Below are 16178 nucleotides of genomic sequence, written 5' to 3'. Positions count from 1 at the left end.
CAGGACGTGGCGAACGCGGCAGGGGTGTCCGCGATGACCGTCTCCAACGTCATCAACGGCCACCCCAACGTCCGCCAGGCGACCAGGGACAAGGTCCTGGAGGCGATGGCCCGGCTCGACTACCGGGTCAACGTCGCCGCCCGCAACCTCCGCAAGGGCCGCACCGGCACGATCGGCCTCGCCCTGCCCCAGATCGACAGCCCGTACTACAGCCGGCTGGCGTCCTGCGTCATCGCCGCCGCCGGACGCCACGGCCTGCGCGTCGGCATCGAACAGACCGCCGCCACGCGGGAGAGCGAACTCGACGCCCTCTCCCTCTCCCGCAACCGCCTCTACGACGGCCTCCTGCTCAGCGCCGTCGGCCTCGGCCAGACCGACGCCGAGCGGCTCACCGTCGACCACCCGGTGGTGGTCCTCGGTGACCGCATCACCGGCGGCCCCGTCGACCACGTCGGCATGCCGAACCTGGAGGCGTCCCGCGCGGCCGTCGGCCACCTGATCGAACGGGGCTGCCGGCGGATCGTCCTGGTCTGCGGGGACGTCGACGAGGTCGACACCTCCAGCCTCCGCCACGCCGGGTACCGCCGGGCCCTGAGTGACGCGGGCCTCCCGGAGGACCCCCGACTGGTCCGCAGGGTCGCCCGGTTCGGCCTGGAGGACGGCGCGCGCTGCGCCCGGGAGCTGGTCGCCGGCGGCCTCGGCTTCGACGGCGTGTTCTGCGTGACCGACACCCTCGCCACGGGCGTCCTGCGCGGCCTCGCCGACTCCGGCGTCCCCGTCCCCGGCCGGGTCAAGGTCATCGGCTTCGACAACCTCGCCGAGAGCGCCTACCTCGTCCCCTCCCTCTCCAGCGTCGACCCCGACCACGACGCGATGGCCGAACGCGCCGTCGCCCTCCTCCTCACCCGTATCGAGCAGCACGAACCCCCGCCCCGGTACGAGGAGTTCGTGAGCGGCTTCACGCTCGCGATCCGCGAGTCGACCGGCGGCCCGCAAGGAGCACCACGATGAACCCCGTGGCCCCCGCGCCCCTCTTCCGCGACCCGGTGTACGACGGCGCCGCCGACCCGACGGCGATATTCAACCGGGCGACCGGGGAGTGGTGGCTCGTCTACACGAACCGCCGCACCACCGCTCACGGCCCCGGCGCCGGCTGGGTCCACGGCACCGACCTCGGCGTCGCCGTCTCCGCCGACGGCGGCCGGACCTGGACCTACCGGGGCACGCTCCCCGGCCTGGACACCGAGTGGGGCCGCAACACCTTCTGGGCACCGGAGATCGTCTGGCACGACGGCCGCTACCACATGTACGTCAGCTACATCCGGGGCGTCCCCGACTCCTGGGCCGCCCCCGCCGAGATCCGCCACTACACCAGCCCCGACCTGCTGGCCTGGACGTTCCACGGCGCCCTCGGCCTCGACTCCGACCGTGTCATCGACGCCTGCGTCCACCCCCTCCCGGACGGCGGCTGGCGCATGTGGTTCAAGGACGAGACGAGGGGCTCCGCGACCTGCGCCGCCGACAGCCCCGACCTCCACGAGTGGAAGCCGACCGGCGTCGTCCTCGACCACCGCCCGCACGAAGGCCCCAACGTCTTCACGCTCGGCGGCGCCCACTGGATGCTCGTCGACGAATGGCGCGGCCAGGGCGTCTTCCGCTCCGCCGACCTCACCACCTGGGAGTACCAGGGCCTCGTCCTCGACGCCCCCGGCCACCGCGTGGACGACGGCAACATCGGGCACCACGCCGACGTCGTCGTCCAGGGCGACACCGCGTACGTCTTCTACTTCACCCACCCCGGCCGCCCGCCCGGCATCACCGACGACGACGGCACCCACCGCACCCGGCGTTCCTCCCTCCAGGTCGCCACCGCCCGCGTCGTCGACGGCGTCCTGCACTGCGACCGCGCCCCGACGGAGCTGGACCTCGGCCCGGACCCCGAGGACGGCTGAGCGGGCCGTCGGGCCGTCGGGCGTGGCGCGTGGGGCGGACGGGGCACCGAACCGCCGACGCCGGGCGGCGGTCGGTGGAACATGCCTGGTGACGAGGGGTTGGTCGAGTACACGTCACACGGTATTCTCGCCCCGACAACGACGACGGCAGGACGGAAGCCGGTGGAAACCCGGCACGGTCGCGCCACTGTGTGCCCCTCCCGGCGGAGGGGTGAGTCAGACCCGTAGCCGGTCGTCAGGAGCACCACCGAGACGGGACGCGAACTCCCGAAGGAGGCCCTGCCATGGCGCAGCACGTCGCCCAGCCGACCACCGCCACCCCCGAACTCCCCGCCAAACTGCCGCTGAAGGCGATCGCCCCCTGGGCCGTCTTCTTCGGCGTCCTCATGCTGGTCCTGCTGTACTTCGTCGGCGCCGAGCAGGGCGCCCTGTCCGTCGTCTCCGGCGAGGGCGTCCACGAGTGGGTGCACGACGCCCGCCACCTGCTCGGCTTCCCCTGCCACTGACGCGAGGGAAACCGACACCACCATGAACTCCCTCACCGTACGGAACCTCCTCGTGCGGGGCATGCTCGCCGGCCTCGCCGCCGGCGTGCTCGCCCTGGTCGTCGCCTACTTCCTGGGCGAGCCCTACGTCGACAAGGCGATCGGCTTCGAGGCCGCGCACTCCCACGACCACGGCGACGAGGTCGAACTCGTCTCCCGGTCCCTCCAGTCCACGGCCGGCCTCGCCACCGGCATCCTCGTCTACGGCGTCGCCTTCGGCGGCATCGCCGCCCTCGCCTACTGCTTCGCCCTCGGCAGGGTCGGACGCTTCGGCCCCCGCGCGACCGCGCTCCTGCTGTCCGGCTGCGCGCTGCTCGCCGTCTACGTCGTCCCGTTCCTCAAGTACCCCGCCAACCCGCCCGCCGTCGGCAACGGCGACACCATCGGGAAGCGGACCACCCTCTACTTCCTGATGCTCCTGCTGAGCGTCCTGCTCGCCGTCGCCGCCACCCTCCTGGGCAAGCGGCTCGCGCCCGAGCTGGGCAACTGGTGGGCGACGGTCGCCGCGCTCGCCGCGTTCGTCGCCGCGACCGGACTGGCGTACGCGTTCCTGCCGACGATCAACGAGGTCCCGGCGGACTTCCCGGCGACCGTGCTGTGGCGGTTCCGGCTGTCCGCGCTCGCCATCCAGGCCACCTTGTGGAGCGTCTTCGGGCTGGCCTTCGGGGAGCTGGCCGAACGGCTCCTGAAACCGAGCCCCGTGACCCGGCGCGACGCCGTCACCGTCTGACATGGGAGGGCCCCCGGAACCGGGGGCCCTCGCGTGTCTCCTGGCGAGGAGCGGAGGAACCGAGTGGCCAGGAGCCCCCAGCCGCGCCGCATCACCCTCGGCGGCCGTGAGGCGGTCGCCCTCACCGTCGAGGAGTACGAACGGCTCGTCGCCAGCCGGCGTCAGATCGGCGGCCAGAGCGCCCGCGTCCGTGTCCTCGCCCAGCAGGCCAGACGCACCGAACGCCTCCTCACCGAACTGGAGTCCCTGATCGGCGCCCGGACCCCCTGCCACCCCCGCCCCGACGCACCGCCCGCCGAGGACTGCCTGCGCTGCGCGGTCGCCGCCCTCCTGCACCGCCACCGCAACCCCCGCTGAACCGGCCCCCGTGTGGTCACATGGACCCCGGATCGTCACACAAGCCGTCACCCGGCCGGTTCAAGGAGCACCCATGCGACACCGCACACTCGGCAGCTCTGACCTGGAGGTCTCCGAGATCTCCCTGGGGTCCTGGCTCACCTACTCCGGCGGCGTCGGCCAGGACGCCGCACGGGAGTGCACGGCGGCGGCCTTCGACGCGGGCATCACCTTCTTCGACACCGCCAACGTCTACGGGCGCGGCGCGGCCGAGGAGGCGTGGGGCGAGATCCTGTCGGCCTATCCGCGCGAGTCCTACGTCCTGGCCACCAAACTCGGCTTCCCCATGTCGGACGACCCGCACGACCGGGGCCTGTCCGCCGCCCAGATCGCCCGGCAGATCGACGCCTCGCTGCGCCGGCTGCGCACCGACCACGTCGACCTCTACCAGGCGCACCGCTTCGACCCGGACGTGCCGGTCGAGGAGACCGTCGAGGCGTTCCAGAAGATCGTGGCGCAGGGCAAGGCTCGGTACATCGGGTTCAGCGAGTGGACGCCGGAACAGATCCGGGCCGGTATCGACGTCGCGGGACCGGGACTCTTCGTGTCGTCGCAGCCGCAGTACTCGATGCTCTGGCAGGCGCCGGAGGCCGAGGTGTTCGGCCTCTGCGCGGAGAACCGCATCGCGCAGATCGTGTGGTCACCGCTCGCCCAGGGACTCCTCACCGGCAAGTACCGGCCGGGCCGACCCGCCCCGCAGGGCAGCCGGTTCGCGAGCGACACGATGGGCGAGGCCAAGGGGCTCGTCCACACCGAGGCCAACCTGAACGCCGTCGAACGGCTCAGGCCGATCGCCGAGGAGGCGGGCCTGAGCCTGACGACGCTGGCGCTCGCCTGGGTCCTGCGGCGCACCGAGGTCGCCTCGGCGATCGTCGGCGCCTCCCGGCCGGAGCAGGTCCACGCCAACGCGGCGGCCTCCGGCGTGGAACTGGACGCGGACCTGCTGGCGGCCGTCGACACCGCCCTCGGGGACACCCCGGTCACCGCCCCGACACTCGCCCCCGGCGCCCGGGAAGGCGTGACCCGCCGGCCGAAAACCGGGTGAGGGCACGCCCGGCGGTGGTCCACAGTGCTCCCATGCATCAGGACGACACCGAACACCCCCTGTCCGGAGGGAACGCCAGCGCGGGCGTCGTACGGATCGGGGACACCGTCCGCCGCCCCGCCGGGCCCTGGACCCCGGCGGTCCACGCGCTCCTCACCCATCTGCACGACGTCGGCTTCCGGGCGGCTCCGCGCCCGCTCGGGATCGACGAACAGGGCCGCGAGGTCCTGACGTTCGTCCCCGGCGAGGTGGTCTGGCCGCACCGGTTCGCCCTCGTGGAACCGGTGGAGCACCTCGCCCGCGTCGCCCGGCTCGTCCGCGAGTTCCACGACGCCGTACAGGGCTTCACGCCGCCGCCCGACGCCCGCTGGCAGACGCTGGTGCCGGCCGAGGGCGCCGAGATCGTCGCGCACCAGGATCTGGCGCCGTGGAACCTCGTGACCGACGGGGAGAACGGCTGGGCGTTCATCGACTGGGACACCGCCGCCCCGGGGTCCCGGCTGTGGGACGTCGCCTACGCGATCCGGGGCTTCGTCCCGCTCTCCGCCCACCCGGACTGGCGGCGCACCGATGCCGCCGCGCGCCTGCGGGTCTTCGCCGACGCCTACGGGCTGGACGAGGCCGAACGCCGGGAACTCGTCCCCATGCTGGGGCGCCGGGCGCGGGCGATGCACGACTTCCTGCGCGACAGCCGCGCGCGGGGCGACCAGCCCTGGGCGACCCTCTGGGACGAGGGCCACGGGAACGCCTGGCGAGAGGACGCCGAGTACATCGAGGCGCGAGAGGAGAGCTGGGCTCAGGCGCTGCTCTGAGCCGACCAGTGGTCGGGGCTGAACAGTTCGTAGTGGATCGCGTCGGCCGGGACGCCCTTGCGGAGGAGGCCGGCGCGGACCATGCGGAGGAAGGGGAGGGGGCCGCAGAGGAGAGCGGTGACGTCCGGAGGGAGGGCGACTGCGTCGAGGTCCGCGTGGCGGTCGTAGGCCAGGTGGAGGGTCGCGTTCGGCAACTGCTCGACCAGGGCCAGGAGTTCGGTGCGGTGGGCGTGGGTGGCCGGGGTGCGGTCGGCGTGGACGACGGTGATCTCTCGGCGTGAGCGGACCGTCGCGAGGTGGTCCAGCATCGAGAGCATCGGGGTCGTGCCGATCCCGGCGGAGGCGAGGAGGAGCGGGGTGTCGCCGTCCGGGAGGGTGAGGGTGCCGTAGGGGGCGGAGACGGTGAGGGTGTCGCCCGGACGGGCGTGCGTGTGGAGCCGGTTGGAGACCTCGCCGTCGGGGCGGAGGGGGTCGTGGACGCGCTTCACGGTGATCCGCCAGTCGGGGTGGGCGGGGCCGCGCGACAGGCTGTACTGGCGGATCTGGTGGGCGCCGTCCGGGAGTTGGACCCGCACGCTCACGAACTGGCCGGGCAGGAAGGTGCCGCGCGGGTCCTTGAGCGTGAGGGAGACGACGTCCGGGGTCTCCTCGCGGCGCTCGGCGATCGTCAGCTCCTGCCAGCCGCCCTTCTCCCGCACGAGTTCCGTCTCGGCGCCGATCAGGGTGTCGGCCATCCGCCAGTACACCTCGTCCCAGGCGGCGGCGACCTCGGGCGTCACCGCGTCGCCGAGGACCTCGGCTATCGCGGCGAAGAGGTGGGTGTGGACGACCTTGTACTGAGCGGGCTCGATGCCGAGGGAGGCGTGTTTGTGGGCGATGCGGGCGAGCATGGCGTCCGGGCGGGCACCGGACGCGGGGGAGTGGGAGGGGCCGGCGTCGGAAGCACTGGATGCGTCGGCCTTGTCGACCAGCATGCCCGCGTAGGCCACGATCGACCCCGCGAGCGCGGCGCGCTGTTCGCCGTTGGCCTGGTTGCCCCGGTTGAACAGGTCGCGCAGCAGCTCGGGGTGGGCGGCGAAGAGACCCTCGTAGAACAGTCCCGCGATCTTCTCGATGTGGGCGCCCACCACGGGCAGCGTCCGACGGATGACAGGGACCGACCGCTCGGAGAGCATCGGGACCTCCTAAATTAGCGTCTTAGATTCCAATTATCGGGCGTAAAGCATCGCGGCCGGACCGCACGGACGTCTCACTCCGGGCGGCGCACCGCGAGGCCGACGAGCACCGGACCGGTCGGCGGGGCCACCAGGTCGGCGATCACGAGCGGATCGAGCGCGGCGAAGAACGCCTCCTGCGCCTCCCGCAACGCCCCCCGCAGCCGGCACGCCGCACGCAGCGGACACGGCGGATCGCCCTCGCAGGCGACGACCTCGGTGTCCCCCTCCAGCTCACGCACCAGCCACCCGACCGAGGCCCGCCGCCCCAACGGGGTCAGTACCAGCCCCCCGCTACGGCCCCGCCTGGCCTCCACCACACCGAGATGCTGGAGCCTGCTGATCGCCTTCGTCATATGGCTGTACGGCACGTCCATCGCCTCCGCGACCTCCCGCGAGGTGACGGACATGCCCTCATCCACGACCGCGAGCCGCATTACGGCACGCAGGGCCAGGTCGGTGAACTTCGTCAACCGCATGCCTCGACGCTATCAAATACGCATGTGCGATACCTATTTACGGGCGGGAGATCCCCTTCACATCAAAACCCTTGATTGACGTAAGCAAATGAATATGCTTGTCTGAGTTAAGCAATTAGGTGCCCGGAGCGGGGTGCGACCCCCTCTGCCGGCGTGAGGGGCAGATCATGAGACTTCAGATGACGGACCTGGCCGTGGTCCCGCTGGACACGGACCGGGCGAAGGACGCGACGGTCACCGGGGCGAAGGCCGCGAACCTGGCCCGCTCGGCGGTCGCGGGCCTCCCGGTGCTCCCGGGCTTCGTCCTGGTGCCGGCCGACCGCGCACCCGGCGCGGACGCGGGGGAGGAGGCGGTACGGGCGGCGTGGGAATCGCTCGCGAACACCCACGGCGCCCTCGTCGTCCGCTCCTCCTCGGCCCACGAGGACACCGAGGACTCCTCGATGGCGGGCCGCTTCGACTCGGTGCTCGACGTCCGGGGCTGGGGCGACTTCCTCACCGCCGTCCGGACCGTCCTCGACTCGGCCCGCCGCGTCCAGGTGCTGCGCCCGGCGGCCGGCACACCCCCGGACGCCGGGATGGCTGTCCTCGTGCAGCCGATGCTGCGCGCCGCGATCGGCGGCGTCATGTTCACGGCCGACCCGGTCGCGGGCCGCACGGACCGCATCCTGGTCAGCGCGGTACGCGGCGGCCCCGACCAACTGGTCGACGGCAGCACCCAGGGCGTCCGCTACCAGCTCACCCGCTTCGCCCGCCTCGTCCGCACGGAACCCGCCGAACCCCGGGGCGAACGCCTTCTGACCCGCCGCCCGATCACCCGGCTCGTCGCGCTCGCCAAGAGGACCGAGCGCGTCTTCGGCGGCCCCCAGGACATGGAGTTCGGCTTCGACGCGGACGGCGGACTCTGGCTGTTCCAGGCCCGCCCGATCACCGCGATGGCCGCCCGCCCCGACCCCGGCGCCCGCCTCCTCGGCCCCGGCCCCGTCGCCGAGACCCTCCCCGGCACCCTCCAGCCCCTGGAGGAGGACCTGTGGGTCGCCCCGATGTCCCACGGCCTCACCCTCGCCCTCGACATCGCCGGCGCGGCACCCCGCGGCGCCCTGCGCAAGCTCCCCGTCGTCACCACCGTCGACGGCCGGGCCGCCGCCGACCTGCGCCTCCTCGGCGCGGTCCCCTCGGCCCACCCGGTGCTGGACTTCATCAACCCGGCCCCCAATGCCCGCCGCGCCGGGGCCGCCTGGCGCATCGGCCGCCTCAAGTCCGCCCTCCCGCTGCTGGCCGTCGACCTGATGGCCGACGTCGACCGCTCCCTCGCCGACCTCCCCGAACCGGGCCAACTCCTCGTCGGCCAACTCCTCGACGCCCTCTCCTGGGGCCGCGAGACCCTCTCCGCCCTGCACGCGCAGGAGTCCCTCGCGGGCGCGCTCCTCGGCCCCGGCTCCGGCGCGACCGCCGCGGGCGAGGCCCTCGCGACACTGGCGGAAGGGCGCGGCCGGGGCCTCACGGACGAGGAACTCCTCGACCAGTACCCGGTGCTGCTCGCCCTCCTGCCGCCCACCCTCGGCCGCCGGCACCGGCTCCCGGACCACACCGGCTGGACGACCCTCCCGCGCGGGGTCGGCGCTCTCCCGGTGCGCGAAGGGCTCCGGCTGCGGATTCGCTGGGTGCAGGAGATGCAGGCCCAGGCGATACGCGAGCTGGCGAACCGCTCACGCCTCGGCGACTGCGCCCCGGGACTGTCCCGGCTCACCCTGCTGACCTGGGCGGAACTCGTCCAGGCCACCGACGACGGAGCCCCACCCCCCGACCTCCTCGCACGCGAGCCCCGCCCGCTGGACGCCGGTCAACTGCCCACCGCCTTCCGGCTCGCCGACGGCGTACCCGTCGCCGAAGCACTGCCGGGCCGGCGTGACGGGGACGGGCAGGGCGCGGGGGGCGGGTTCGGGAGCGGAACCGCCTGGGACGGCAAGGGAGTCCGGCCGGAGCAGCCCGTGCTCGTGGTGCGTTCGCTGGACCCGGCGCTCGCACCGCTGCTGCCGGGGCTCGCCGGGCTCGTCGCGGAGACCGGCAGCGCGCTGTCCCATCTCGCCGTCCTGGCCCGCGAGTTCAAGGTCCCCACCGCCGTCGGGGTGCACGAGGCCGTGGACCGGTTCCCGGACGGCACCCCGCTGACCGTCGACGGCGCGACCGGCGCGGTCGTCGCCGCACTCGGAGAGGAGGTCGCGGCATGAGAAGCGTCCGTCTCGCCGGCTACACCTTCGGCGGCCTGTCCGCCGCCTACGCCGGCTACTACATGGTCCTGTACCTCACCCGCTGGGAGTGGCAACGCGCCCTGATGTCCGGCATGTTGCTCCTGATCGTCGAGGTCTTCCTCGCCACCGTGATCCTGCTGACCCGGTTCGCGAGGATCGAGGAGCGCATGGAACGCTCCGACGCCCGGGTCGAGGAGGTCCGGCGCAGGCTGGAGCAGAGCCGTCACCAGCACCCGGGACAGTTCCGCTGGGTGCGGTCGGTGGACATGCAGGAACTCGACGGCACCCAGCGGACGTTCGTCTTCGTACCGGTCCTCATGGCGGCCGGCGCCGCCCTGTCCGGGGTCGCGATGGTGATCCAGAAGATCGCCGGAGCCACCGCGCGCCCCGGCGCGGAACGCCGCCTCGCCGGCCGCCTCGCGGCCCTCACCGCACCCGAGCCGGGCCCCCGCGACCCCCGTACGACCCTGGAGAACCGCCCGGCCACCGCCCCCGCGAACAGCGGGCGCAAGGCGGTCGCCGCGGCAGCCGCGGCCGGTGGACTGATCCTGGTCCCCGTGCTGTGGACGGCGCTCGCCGACGCGACGCAGACCCGCGCCGAGGACACCCCCGACGCGGCCGGGACCACCGTCGTCTTCCAGGTCGAGTTCAGCGGCACCGGCGGCGAACAGGCCCGTCAGCTCGCCGCGCAGGACCTGTGGGAGACGTGCCGTCGCTCGACGGCCGCACGCAACGACAAGGCGACGCTCAGCCGGCTGGAGGACGGTGTCTACAGCGCGGTGCTCCGGCCCGCCCTGCCCGATCACGACCTGATGCGGCTGCGCGGCTGCATCGAGGACGCGAGCACGAACCGGACGGTCGCGACGGTGATCGGGGAGGGTCAGGCGTACCGCAAGGAGTGAGTCAGGACGGCTCCCAGGTCTCCTCCGGGTCGAGGGGGAGATCCGGGTGGTCGCGCAGGAACGCCGCGGCCTGCTCCTCGACCTTCGGCAGCAGGTGGTCGGGGGCACCGAAGCCGCGGAACAGGGTCGCGCAGTACTCACGGGCCAGGTGGGGGGCCGTCCAGTCCCCCTCCGGGTTCACCCATTGATAGGTGTGGTTGTGCAGGTTCAGGAACTGAAGCGTCGCGAGCCGGGGCGGCATCGCCCGGAACGTGCCCTGCTCCATGGCCTCTTCGAGGAGGTCCGACACCGACTGCTCGAACGCGGACCGCTGGCTCAGCAGCGTCTTGAGCTCGACGCCGCTCAGGCTGCGGTAGTCGTGCTCGTAGACCCAGATGTGGTCCAGGCGCCGGAAGATGATCGTCAGCAGCGACTCCGACAGCAGCCGCAGCCGCAGCAGCGGCGCCTCTTCGAGCTCCGCGATCTGCCGGGTCCGGGTCAGCAGCGGGCCCATGACCCGCGACTGGATCTCGACCAGCAGGTTCTCCTTGGAGCCGATGTAGTAGTACAGGGCCCCCTTCGCGAGTCCGACGGCCTGGCCCAGGTCGTTGATGGACGTCGCCGCGTACCCCTGCCGCGCGAACAGCGCCGCCGCGATGTCGATGATCTTCTGGCGTCTGACCTCGAAGCCCGGTCCGTGGCCCGGCGGTCGTGGCATGGGTTCCTCTCCCCGTTGTGCGACGTGACGACGTACCGATTAAAGCCGACGTACAGGGCCCGCGTGGACGAGGCGGCCAGGGAAACGCGCCGCGACGGGCCGGGAAGCCCGCAGGTCGCGAGAGACTCGTCCGACCAAGGATCACTCAAGGAGGAGTGGCGCATGACCACGGTAGGAATCGTCACCGGCGCGGGACACGGCACGGGAGAGGCGTGCGCACGCCGACTCGCGGGCACGACCGACGTACTGCTGCTCACCGACCGCGACGCCACGGCCGCGGAAGCGACGGCCAAGGACCTCGCCGGGTACGGCGCCGTCGAGCCGTTGGCCGTGGACGTCACCGACCCGGAGAGCCTCGCCCGGCTGGCGGCCCGCGCCGGTGAACTGGGCACCCTGCGCGCCGTCGCGCACACCGAGACCGTCTCGCCGGAGGAGGCCGACTGGCGGCGCATCGTCGAGGTCGACTTCGGCGCCGCCGCCCTCCTCGCGGAGGCGCTGCGCCCGCTGGCAGCCGCCGGGACCGCCTTCGTGTACTGCGCCTCCGTCTCCCCGCTCCTCGCCCGCGTCGAGCCGACCCCGCTGGTCGCGGCCGTCCTCGACACCCCGGCCGACCCGGAGCTGGCCGACCGGCTCCGCGACGCGATCGGCCCCGCCGTCGAGGACCCCGCCTGGGCCTACCCCTGGGCGACCTACGGCGTCCAGCGTTTCGTCCGCGCGGAGTCGGTACGGCTCGGACCGGCCGGCGCACGGGTCTGCTCCGTCTCGCCGGGCGCGATCGACACCCCCGAACTCCGGCAGGAGGCCGCGCGGTACGAGTCGGTGCGGCGCCTCATCGGACGCACACCGCTGGACCGCGTCGGACGGTACGACGAGGTCGCGGCCGTGATCGCGTTCCTGCTGTCGGACGGGGCGAGCTTCATGACGGGGACGGACGTCGTCGTGGACGGGGGGATGTGCGCGGCGGAGGAGGGGGACTGAAGAGTAACGCTAAACCTGAACGTGAGACTTGACCCGTTTCCCGCGTCTGAGGCGGGCTGTGGGTCGTTCTACGACACCAGCCCCTTCAGCCGCTCCACATCCGCGAGCCGCTGCCCCGCGTCCGGCGCCAACGGCCGCACCTGAAGCGTCGTGACGCCCGCCGTCCGAAAGGCGGCGAGGCGTTCGGCGACGTACGAGACCGGTCCCACCAGGGAGGTCGCCCGCACCAGCTCCTCCGGTACGGCCGCCGCTGCCGCCTCCTTGCGGCCGGACAGGTACAGCTCCTGGACGACGGCCGCCTCCTCCCCGTATCCGTACCGCCGTGCCAGATCCTGGTAGAAGTTGTGCCCGCGCGCGCCCATCCCCCCGATGTACAAAGCCAGTTGAGGCCGGGCGAGGTCCAGCAGCCGTCCGGCGTCCGGGCCGATCGCGAGCGGCGGGGAGACGACGACGTCGAGCGCGCCGAGGGACGGGTCCCGGCGTGCCGTCCCCTCGGCCAGCGCCGCGCCCCACACCCCGGCGGCCTTCTCGGGGTGGAAGAACATCGGCATCCACCCCTCGGCGATCTCGGCGGCCAGCGCCACGTTCCGCGGCCCGATCGCGGCCAGCACGACGGGGATGCGCTCCCGCAGCGGCCGGTTGATGAGCTTGAGCGGCACCCCGAGCCCCGTCCCCTCCCCGGGCGGCAGTGGGACGCGGTAGTGCCGGCCCTCGTGCACCAGCCTCTCCCGTCGCCACACCGCCCGGCAGATCTCCACGATCTCCCTGGTCCGCGCCAGGGGAGCGGTGTACGGCACCCCGTGGAACCCCTCGACGACCTGGGGTCCGGAGGCGCCGAGGCCGAGGGTGAAGCGGCCGTCGGAGACATGGTCGAGGCCGGCCGCCGTCATCGCGGTGAGCGTGGGGGTGCGGGTGTAGATCTGGAGGACGCCGGACGCGATCTCCAGGCGCTCGGTGCGCGCGGCGATGTAGCCGAGCTGGCTGATCGCGTCGTACGAGTACGCCTCGGGGACGAAGACGATGTCCAGCCCGGCCCGCTCGTAGTCGCGGAGCCGGTCGACCGTCTCCTTGAAGCCGCCGCTGTAGCTCAGGGGCATGCCGATACGCATTCCGGGCTCCGTCCCATGCCGGTCAGGTCAATAAAGTACACTCTATTGTCGGTGAAGCTTCTGGAGTCGTGGAAGGGGGCCGTGTGGACGGCGCTGATGTGGCCCGGTGCGCGCTGCGTGCGGTGGTCGGCGGGACGATGATCGCGCACGGGGTGCGGCATGCGCGGACGCTGGACGGAACTGCCGGGTGGTTCGAGTCGGTCGGCTTCCGTCGGCCGCGTGTGCAGGCGGTGGCGAGCGCGGTCGTCGAGGTGGGGGCGGGGGTCGCCCTGGTGGCGGGTGTCGCCACTCCGCTGGCCGCTTCCGCCGTCGTCGGGGCGATGGGGGTCGCCGCAGGATCAGTGCACTCAGCCAACGGGTTCTTCGTCGTGAACGAGGGGTACGAGTTCGTGCTCAACCTCGGGGTCGCGTCGGTCGCGCTCGCCGCGCTCGGTCCCGGACGGCTCAGTGTGGACCGGGTGCTCGGGGTGGACGCTCCGCTCGACGGCCCCCGCCGCGCCGCCCTCGCGGCCGGACTGGGGGTGGGGGCCGCCGCCGCTCAGCTCGCGCTGTTCTGGCGGCGGCCGGAATCCGCGTAGAGCGTGCCCGGAACCCGCGAGGGAAGTGCCCGCACGGGTATTGCTTGAGTTAGGCAAGTACCTGTTACTGTGGTCCGACGTTCGCGCTGTCACGCCCCTCGGCGGCCGAGGCGACCGGAGCCCCGGCGGGCGGGACGGCACCCCGTACGAGAGGCCCGGCCATGACGCACACGCTCCACAAGCCGCCGACCCTCCGCCGCACCGGACGGGACGTGCTGATCGTCGCGGGGGACACCGGCGAGATCGACCTCCTCACCACGACCCTCCAGCTCGCCGGATACACCGTCGCCGGCGCGGCGGCCAGCGGCGCGGAAGGACTGGCCCGGATCAGGAGACGCCGCTACGACCTGGTCGTCTGGGACGCCACCCTCCCCGACCTGAGAGCCATGCCGCGCGGGCTGCGGCACACCACGGCCGAGATCCCGCCCCTCCTCTTCCTGATCACCTGCGAGTACCTCCACACCCTCCTGCCCGAACTCGGCGGACGCGCCGAGGACTACGTCACCCGGCCCCTGCGCACCACCGAGGTCCTGGCCCGCGCCGAACTCCTCCTGCGCGACCGCCGCACCGCCCGCGCGCCCGGCGTCTCCTCCTACGCCGACCTGGTCCTCGACGACGCGACCTGCCGGGCCCGGCGGGGCGCCCGCCCGCTCGGCCTCAGCCCCGCCGAGTACCGGCTCCTGCACCACCTGCTGGCCAACGCCGAGCGCGTCGTGTCGAAGGAGCAGATCAGCCGGCACGTGTGGGGGGAGGGGCGGGCGGGCGAGGCCATCGAGAAGCTCGTCTCCCGGCTGCGCCAGAAAGTCGACCAGAAGACCGACCAGAAGGGCGGCCGGGAGGCCGGCCAGGAGACCGGCCGAGAGGAGACCACTCTCATCCACACCGTCCGGGGCTTCGGCTACCAGCTCGGCGCACCCCGAGGCTGAACCCGAGGCGCACGCCGAGGCCGCTCCCGCCCCGGAACGCACCCCCTGAGCACCTCCCCGGCGTGACCCCCGTCACGTCAGGAAACTGTCCGGAAGCGGTCCGAGAGGTGTCGGCTCTCCTTGATTGCCTGGGGCCACGCACGGCACACCAGCGAGGAGAGACCATGCCCGGCATCCTGCGCCCCACCGACCAGTTCCACGTGGGCATCGTCGCCGAGGACTTCGAGGCGACGAAACACCAGCTCACGGAGGTGCTCGGCATCGACTGGTGCGACGACATGGGCGGCCCCACCGAGGTCCGCCTGCCCACCGGGGACACCTCGATCGACTTCCGCTGCGCCTACTCACGGGCGTCGGCCTCGGCACCCCGCCTGGAGATCGTCCGCCGCGTCCCCGGCACCCTCTGGGAGCCGACGGCCGGCTCGGGCATCCACCACTTCGGCTACTGGTCCGACGACGTCGCCGCCGACACGGCCGCGCTCGAACGCCACGGCTACGAGACCGAGGCGACCCGCGTCGGCCCCGACGGACGGCCGTTCTTCGCGTTCCTGCGCAGCACACGGCAGACCGGCTTCCGCGTCGAACTCGTCAGCAGGGCCGCCCGGCCCTCACTGGAACGGGCCTGGAACGCATGAGGCCCCCGTGCGCGCACCCACCCACCGTTCTCACCGAGGAGCAGCAATGACGACCGTAGGAATCGCCACCGGCGCCGGACGCGGCATGGGAGAGGCGTGCGCTCGCCGCCTCGCCGACATGGTGGACGTCCTGCTCCTCGTCGACCGCGACGAGACGACCGTCTCCGCCGTCGCGAAGGACCTGAACGCGGGCGGCCACCGTGCCACCGCCGAGGCGTTCGCCCTCGACGTCACCGACCGTGAGGGTCTCGCCCGGCTCGCAGGCCGCGTCCGTGAGGCGGGCACCCTGCGTGCCGTCGCGCACGCCGCCGGGATCTCGCCCACCATGGCCGACTGGCGCCGCATCTTCGAGGTCGACCTCATCGGCACCGCCCTCCTCGCCGAGGCGCTGCGCCCGCTGGCCGTCGAAGGCACCGCGCACGTCTACTTCTCCTCGATGTCCCATCTGCTGGCCCGCGTCGAGCCGGACGCCGAGACCGCCGAGATCCTCGACGAGCCGCTCCATCCGGCCTTCCTCGACCGCATCCGCGCGGCCGTCGGACCCGGTGTCGAGCAGTCCGCGCTCGCCTACCCCTGGGCCAAGCACGGCGTCGCCCGCTTCGCCCGCAAGGAGGCCGTCCGCCTCGGCGCGGCCGGCGCCCGGGTCTGCTCGCTCGCGCCGGGCATCATCGACACCCCGCAGGGCCGCCAGGAGGCCGCCGAGCACGCCACGATGAAGCAGCTCGTCGAGGCGACCCCGCTCGGCCGCACCGGCCGCTCCGAGGAGGTCGCGGCCGTCGTCGCGTTCCTGCTGTCCGACGAGGCGAGCTTCGTCAACGGCATCGAGGTCCTCGCCGGCGAACTGAACCCCACCGGCGCCGCCCCCGCCCCACGGAACCGCGGCAACTCGTCCCCGAGCTTCTTCACCAGCAGCGGCGGATAGAACGCG

18 protein-coding genes and 1 riboswitch are annotated in these 16178 nt (G+C 72.9%); of the genes, 14 read left to right on the top strand and 4 right to left on the bottom strand.

Annotated features, from left to right (window positions below; genetic code table 11):
- Positions 1-6: 6 nt before the first annotated feature.
- The 7 genes from ABZX85_RS40175 (at position 7) to ABZX85_RS40145 (ending at position 5480) form a co-directional block, all read left to right on the top strand.
- Positions 7-1011: a LacI family DNA-binding transcriptional regulator gene (locus ABZX85_RS40175; RefSeq protein WP_355880687.1), complete on the top strand. Its 1005-nt coding sequence runs from the start codon at positions 7-9 to the stop codon at positions 1009-1011.
- Positions 1008-1952, top strand: a complete 945-nt coding sequence (locus ABZX85_RS40170) for a glycosyl hydrolase (RefSeq protein WP_355880684.1) — start codon at positions 1008-1010, stop codon at positions 1950-1952. Before ABZX85_RS40175 ends, ABZX85_RS40170 begins: the two co-directional genes overlap by 4 nt.
- Positions 1953-2106: 154 nt before the next feature.
- A riboswitch (cobalamin riboswitch) is annotated at positions 2107-2174 on the top strand.
- A 62-nt stretch (positions 2175-2236) separates the two neighbouring features.
- Entirely contained in the window at positions 2237-2458 is a 222-nt protein-coding gene (locus tag ABZX85_RS40165; RefSeq protein ID WP_355880682.1) for a CbtB-domain containing protein, read from the top strand.
- A gap of 22 nt (positions 2459-2480) precedes the next feature.
- Positions 2481-3227: a CbtA family protein gene (locus ABZX85_RS40160; RefSeq protein ID WP_355880679.1), complete on the top strand. Its 747-nt coding sequence runs from the start codon at positions 2481-2483 to the stop codon at positions 3225-3227.
- A gap of 63 nt (positions 3228-3290) precedes the next feature.
- On the top strand, positions 3291-3584 hold the full coding sequence (locus ABZX85_RS40155) for a hypothetical protein (RefSeq protein ID WP_355880676.1): 294 nt from the start codon (positions 3291-3293) through the stop codon (positions 3582-3584).
- 73 nt (positions 3585-3657) lie between these two features.
- On the top strand, positions 3658-4668 hold the full coding sequence (locus ABZX85_RS40150) for an aldo/keto reductase family protein (RefSeq protein ID WP_355880673.1): 1011 nt from the start codon (positions 3658-3660) through the stop codon (positions 4666-4668).
- Positions 4669-4700: 32 nt separating this feature from the next.
- Complete coding sequence (locus ABZX85_RS40145; RefSeq protein WP_355880671.1) at positions 4701-5480, top strand: phosphotransferase; 780 nt, start codon at positions 4701-4703, stop codon at positions 5478-5480.
- Here ABZX85_RS40145 and ABZX85_RS40140 read toward each other — a convergent pair.
- Positions 5465-6655: a globin domain-containing protein gene (locus ABZX85_RS40140; RefSeq protein ID WP_355880668.1), complete on the bottom strand. Its 1191-nt coding sequence runs from the start codon at positions 6653-6655 to the stop codon at positions 5465-5467. The genes ABZX85_RS40145 and ABZX85_RS40140 overlap by 16 nt on opposite strands.
- 74 nt (positions 6656-6729) lie before the next feature.
- Positions 6730-7173 carry an Rrf2 family transcriptional regulator gene (locus tag ABZX85_RS40135; RefSeq protein WP_355880665.1) on the bottom strand — a complete coding sequence of 148 codons (444 nt, stop codon included), beginning with the start codon at positions 7171-7173 and terminating at the stop codon, positions 6730-6732.
- Positions 7174-7340: 167 nt separating this feature from the next.
- Between ABZX85_RS40135 and ABZX85_RS40130 the strand changes: the two genes are divergently transcribed.
- On the top strand, positions 7341-9404 hold the full coding sequence (locus ABZX85_RS40130; RefSeq protein WP_355880662.1) for a PEP/pyruvate-binding domain-containing protein: 2064 nt from the start codon (positions 7341-7343) through the stop codon (positions 9402-9404).
- A complete protein-coding gene (locus tag ABZX85_RS40125; RefSeq protein ID WP_355880659.1) occupies positions 9401-10327 on the top strand; it encodes a hypothetical protein in 927 nt (308 codons plus the stop codon). Before ABZX85_RS40130 ends, ABZX85_RS40125 begins: the two co-directional genes overlap by 4 nt.
- 1 nt (position 10328) lies before the next feature.
- Here the strand turns inward: ABZX85_RS40125 and ABZX85_RS40120 are convergent, their stop codons facing one another.
- Positions 10329-11024, bottom strand: coding sequence for a TetR/AcrR family transcriptional regulator (locus ABZX85_RS40120; protein WP_355880656.1), 696 nt, complete (start codon positions 11022-11024; stop codon positions 10329-10331).
- Positions 11025-11186: 162 nt separating this feature from the next.
- Between ABZX85_RS40120 and ABZX85_RS40115 the strand changes: the two genes are divergently transcribed.
- Positions 11187-12002 carry an SDR family oxidoreductase gene (locus tag ABZX85_RS40115; RefSeq protein ID WP_355880653.1) on the top strand — a complete coding sequence of 272 codons (816 nt, stop codon included), beginning with the start codon at positions 11187-11189 and terminating at the stop codon, positions 12000-12002.
- A 68-nt stretch (positions 12003-12070) separates the two neighbouring features.
- On the opposite strand, the gene ABZX85_RS40110 is transcribed toward ABZX85_RS40115, so the two are convergent.
- The gene (locus ABZX85_RS40110) at positions 12071-13111 is read right to left on the bottom strand and encodes an LLM class F420-dependent oxidoreductase (protein WP_355880650.1); all 1041 of its coding nucleotides are present in this window, start codon (positions 13109-13111) and stop codon (positions 12071-12073) included.
- 83 nt (positions 13112-13194) lie between these two features.
- On the opposite strand from ABZX85_RS40110, the gene ABZX85_RS40105 reads away from it, so the two are divergent.
- The 4 genes from ABZX85_RS40105 to ABZX85_RS40090 all read left to right on the top strand — a co-directional run bounded on the left by ABZX85_RS40105 (position 13195) and on the right by ABZX85_RS40090 (position 16172).
- Complete coding sequence (locus ABZX85_RS40105; protein ID WP_355880648.1) at positions 13195-13689, top strand: DoxX family protein; 495 nt, start codon at positions 13195-13197, stop codon at positions 13687-13689.
- A gap of 161 nt (positions 13690-13850) precedes the next feature.
- On the top strand, positions 13851-14615 hold the full coding sequence (locus ABZX85_RS40100; protein WP_355880646.1) for a response regulator transcription factor: 765 nt from the start codon (positions 13851-13853) through the stop codon (positions 14613-14615).
- Positions 14616-14779: 164 nt separating this feature from the next.
- Positions 14780-15250, top strand: a complete 471-nt coding sequence (locus ABZX85_RS40095) for a VOC family protein (RefSeq protein WP_355880643.1) — start codon at positions 14780-14782, stop codon at positions 15248-15250.
- Positions 15251-15296: 46 nt separating this feature from the next.
- Complete coding sequence (locus ABZX85_RS40090; RefSeq protein ID WP_355880640.1) at positions 15297-16172, top strand: SDR family oxidoreductase; 876 nt, start codon at positions 15297-15299, stop codon at positions 16170-16172.
- Positions 16173-16178 lie beyond the last annotated feature (6 nt).

Source organism: Streptomyces sp. NPDC004539, assembly GCF_040610055.1.
Taxonomy (GTDB): domain Bacteria; phylum Actinomycetota; class Actinomycetes; order Streptomycetales; family Streptomycetaceae; genus Streptomyces.
Note: the sequence above shows the minus strand (reverse complement) of the source record. Positions and strands in the feature narration are given on the sequence as shown.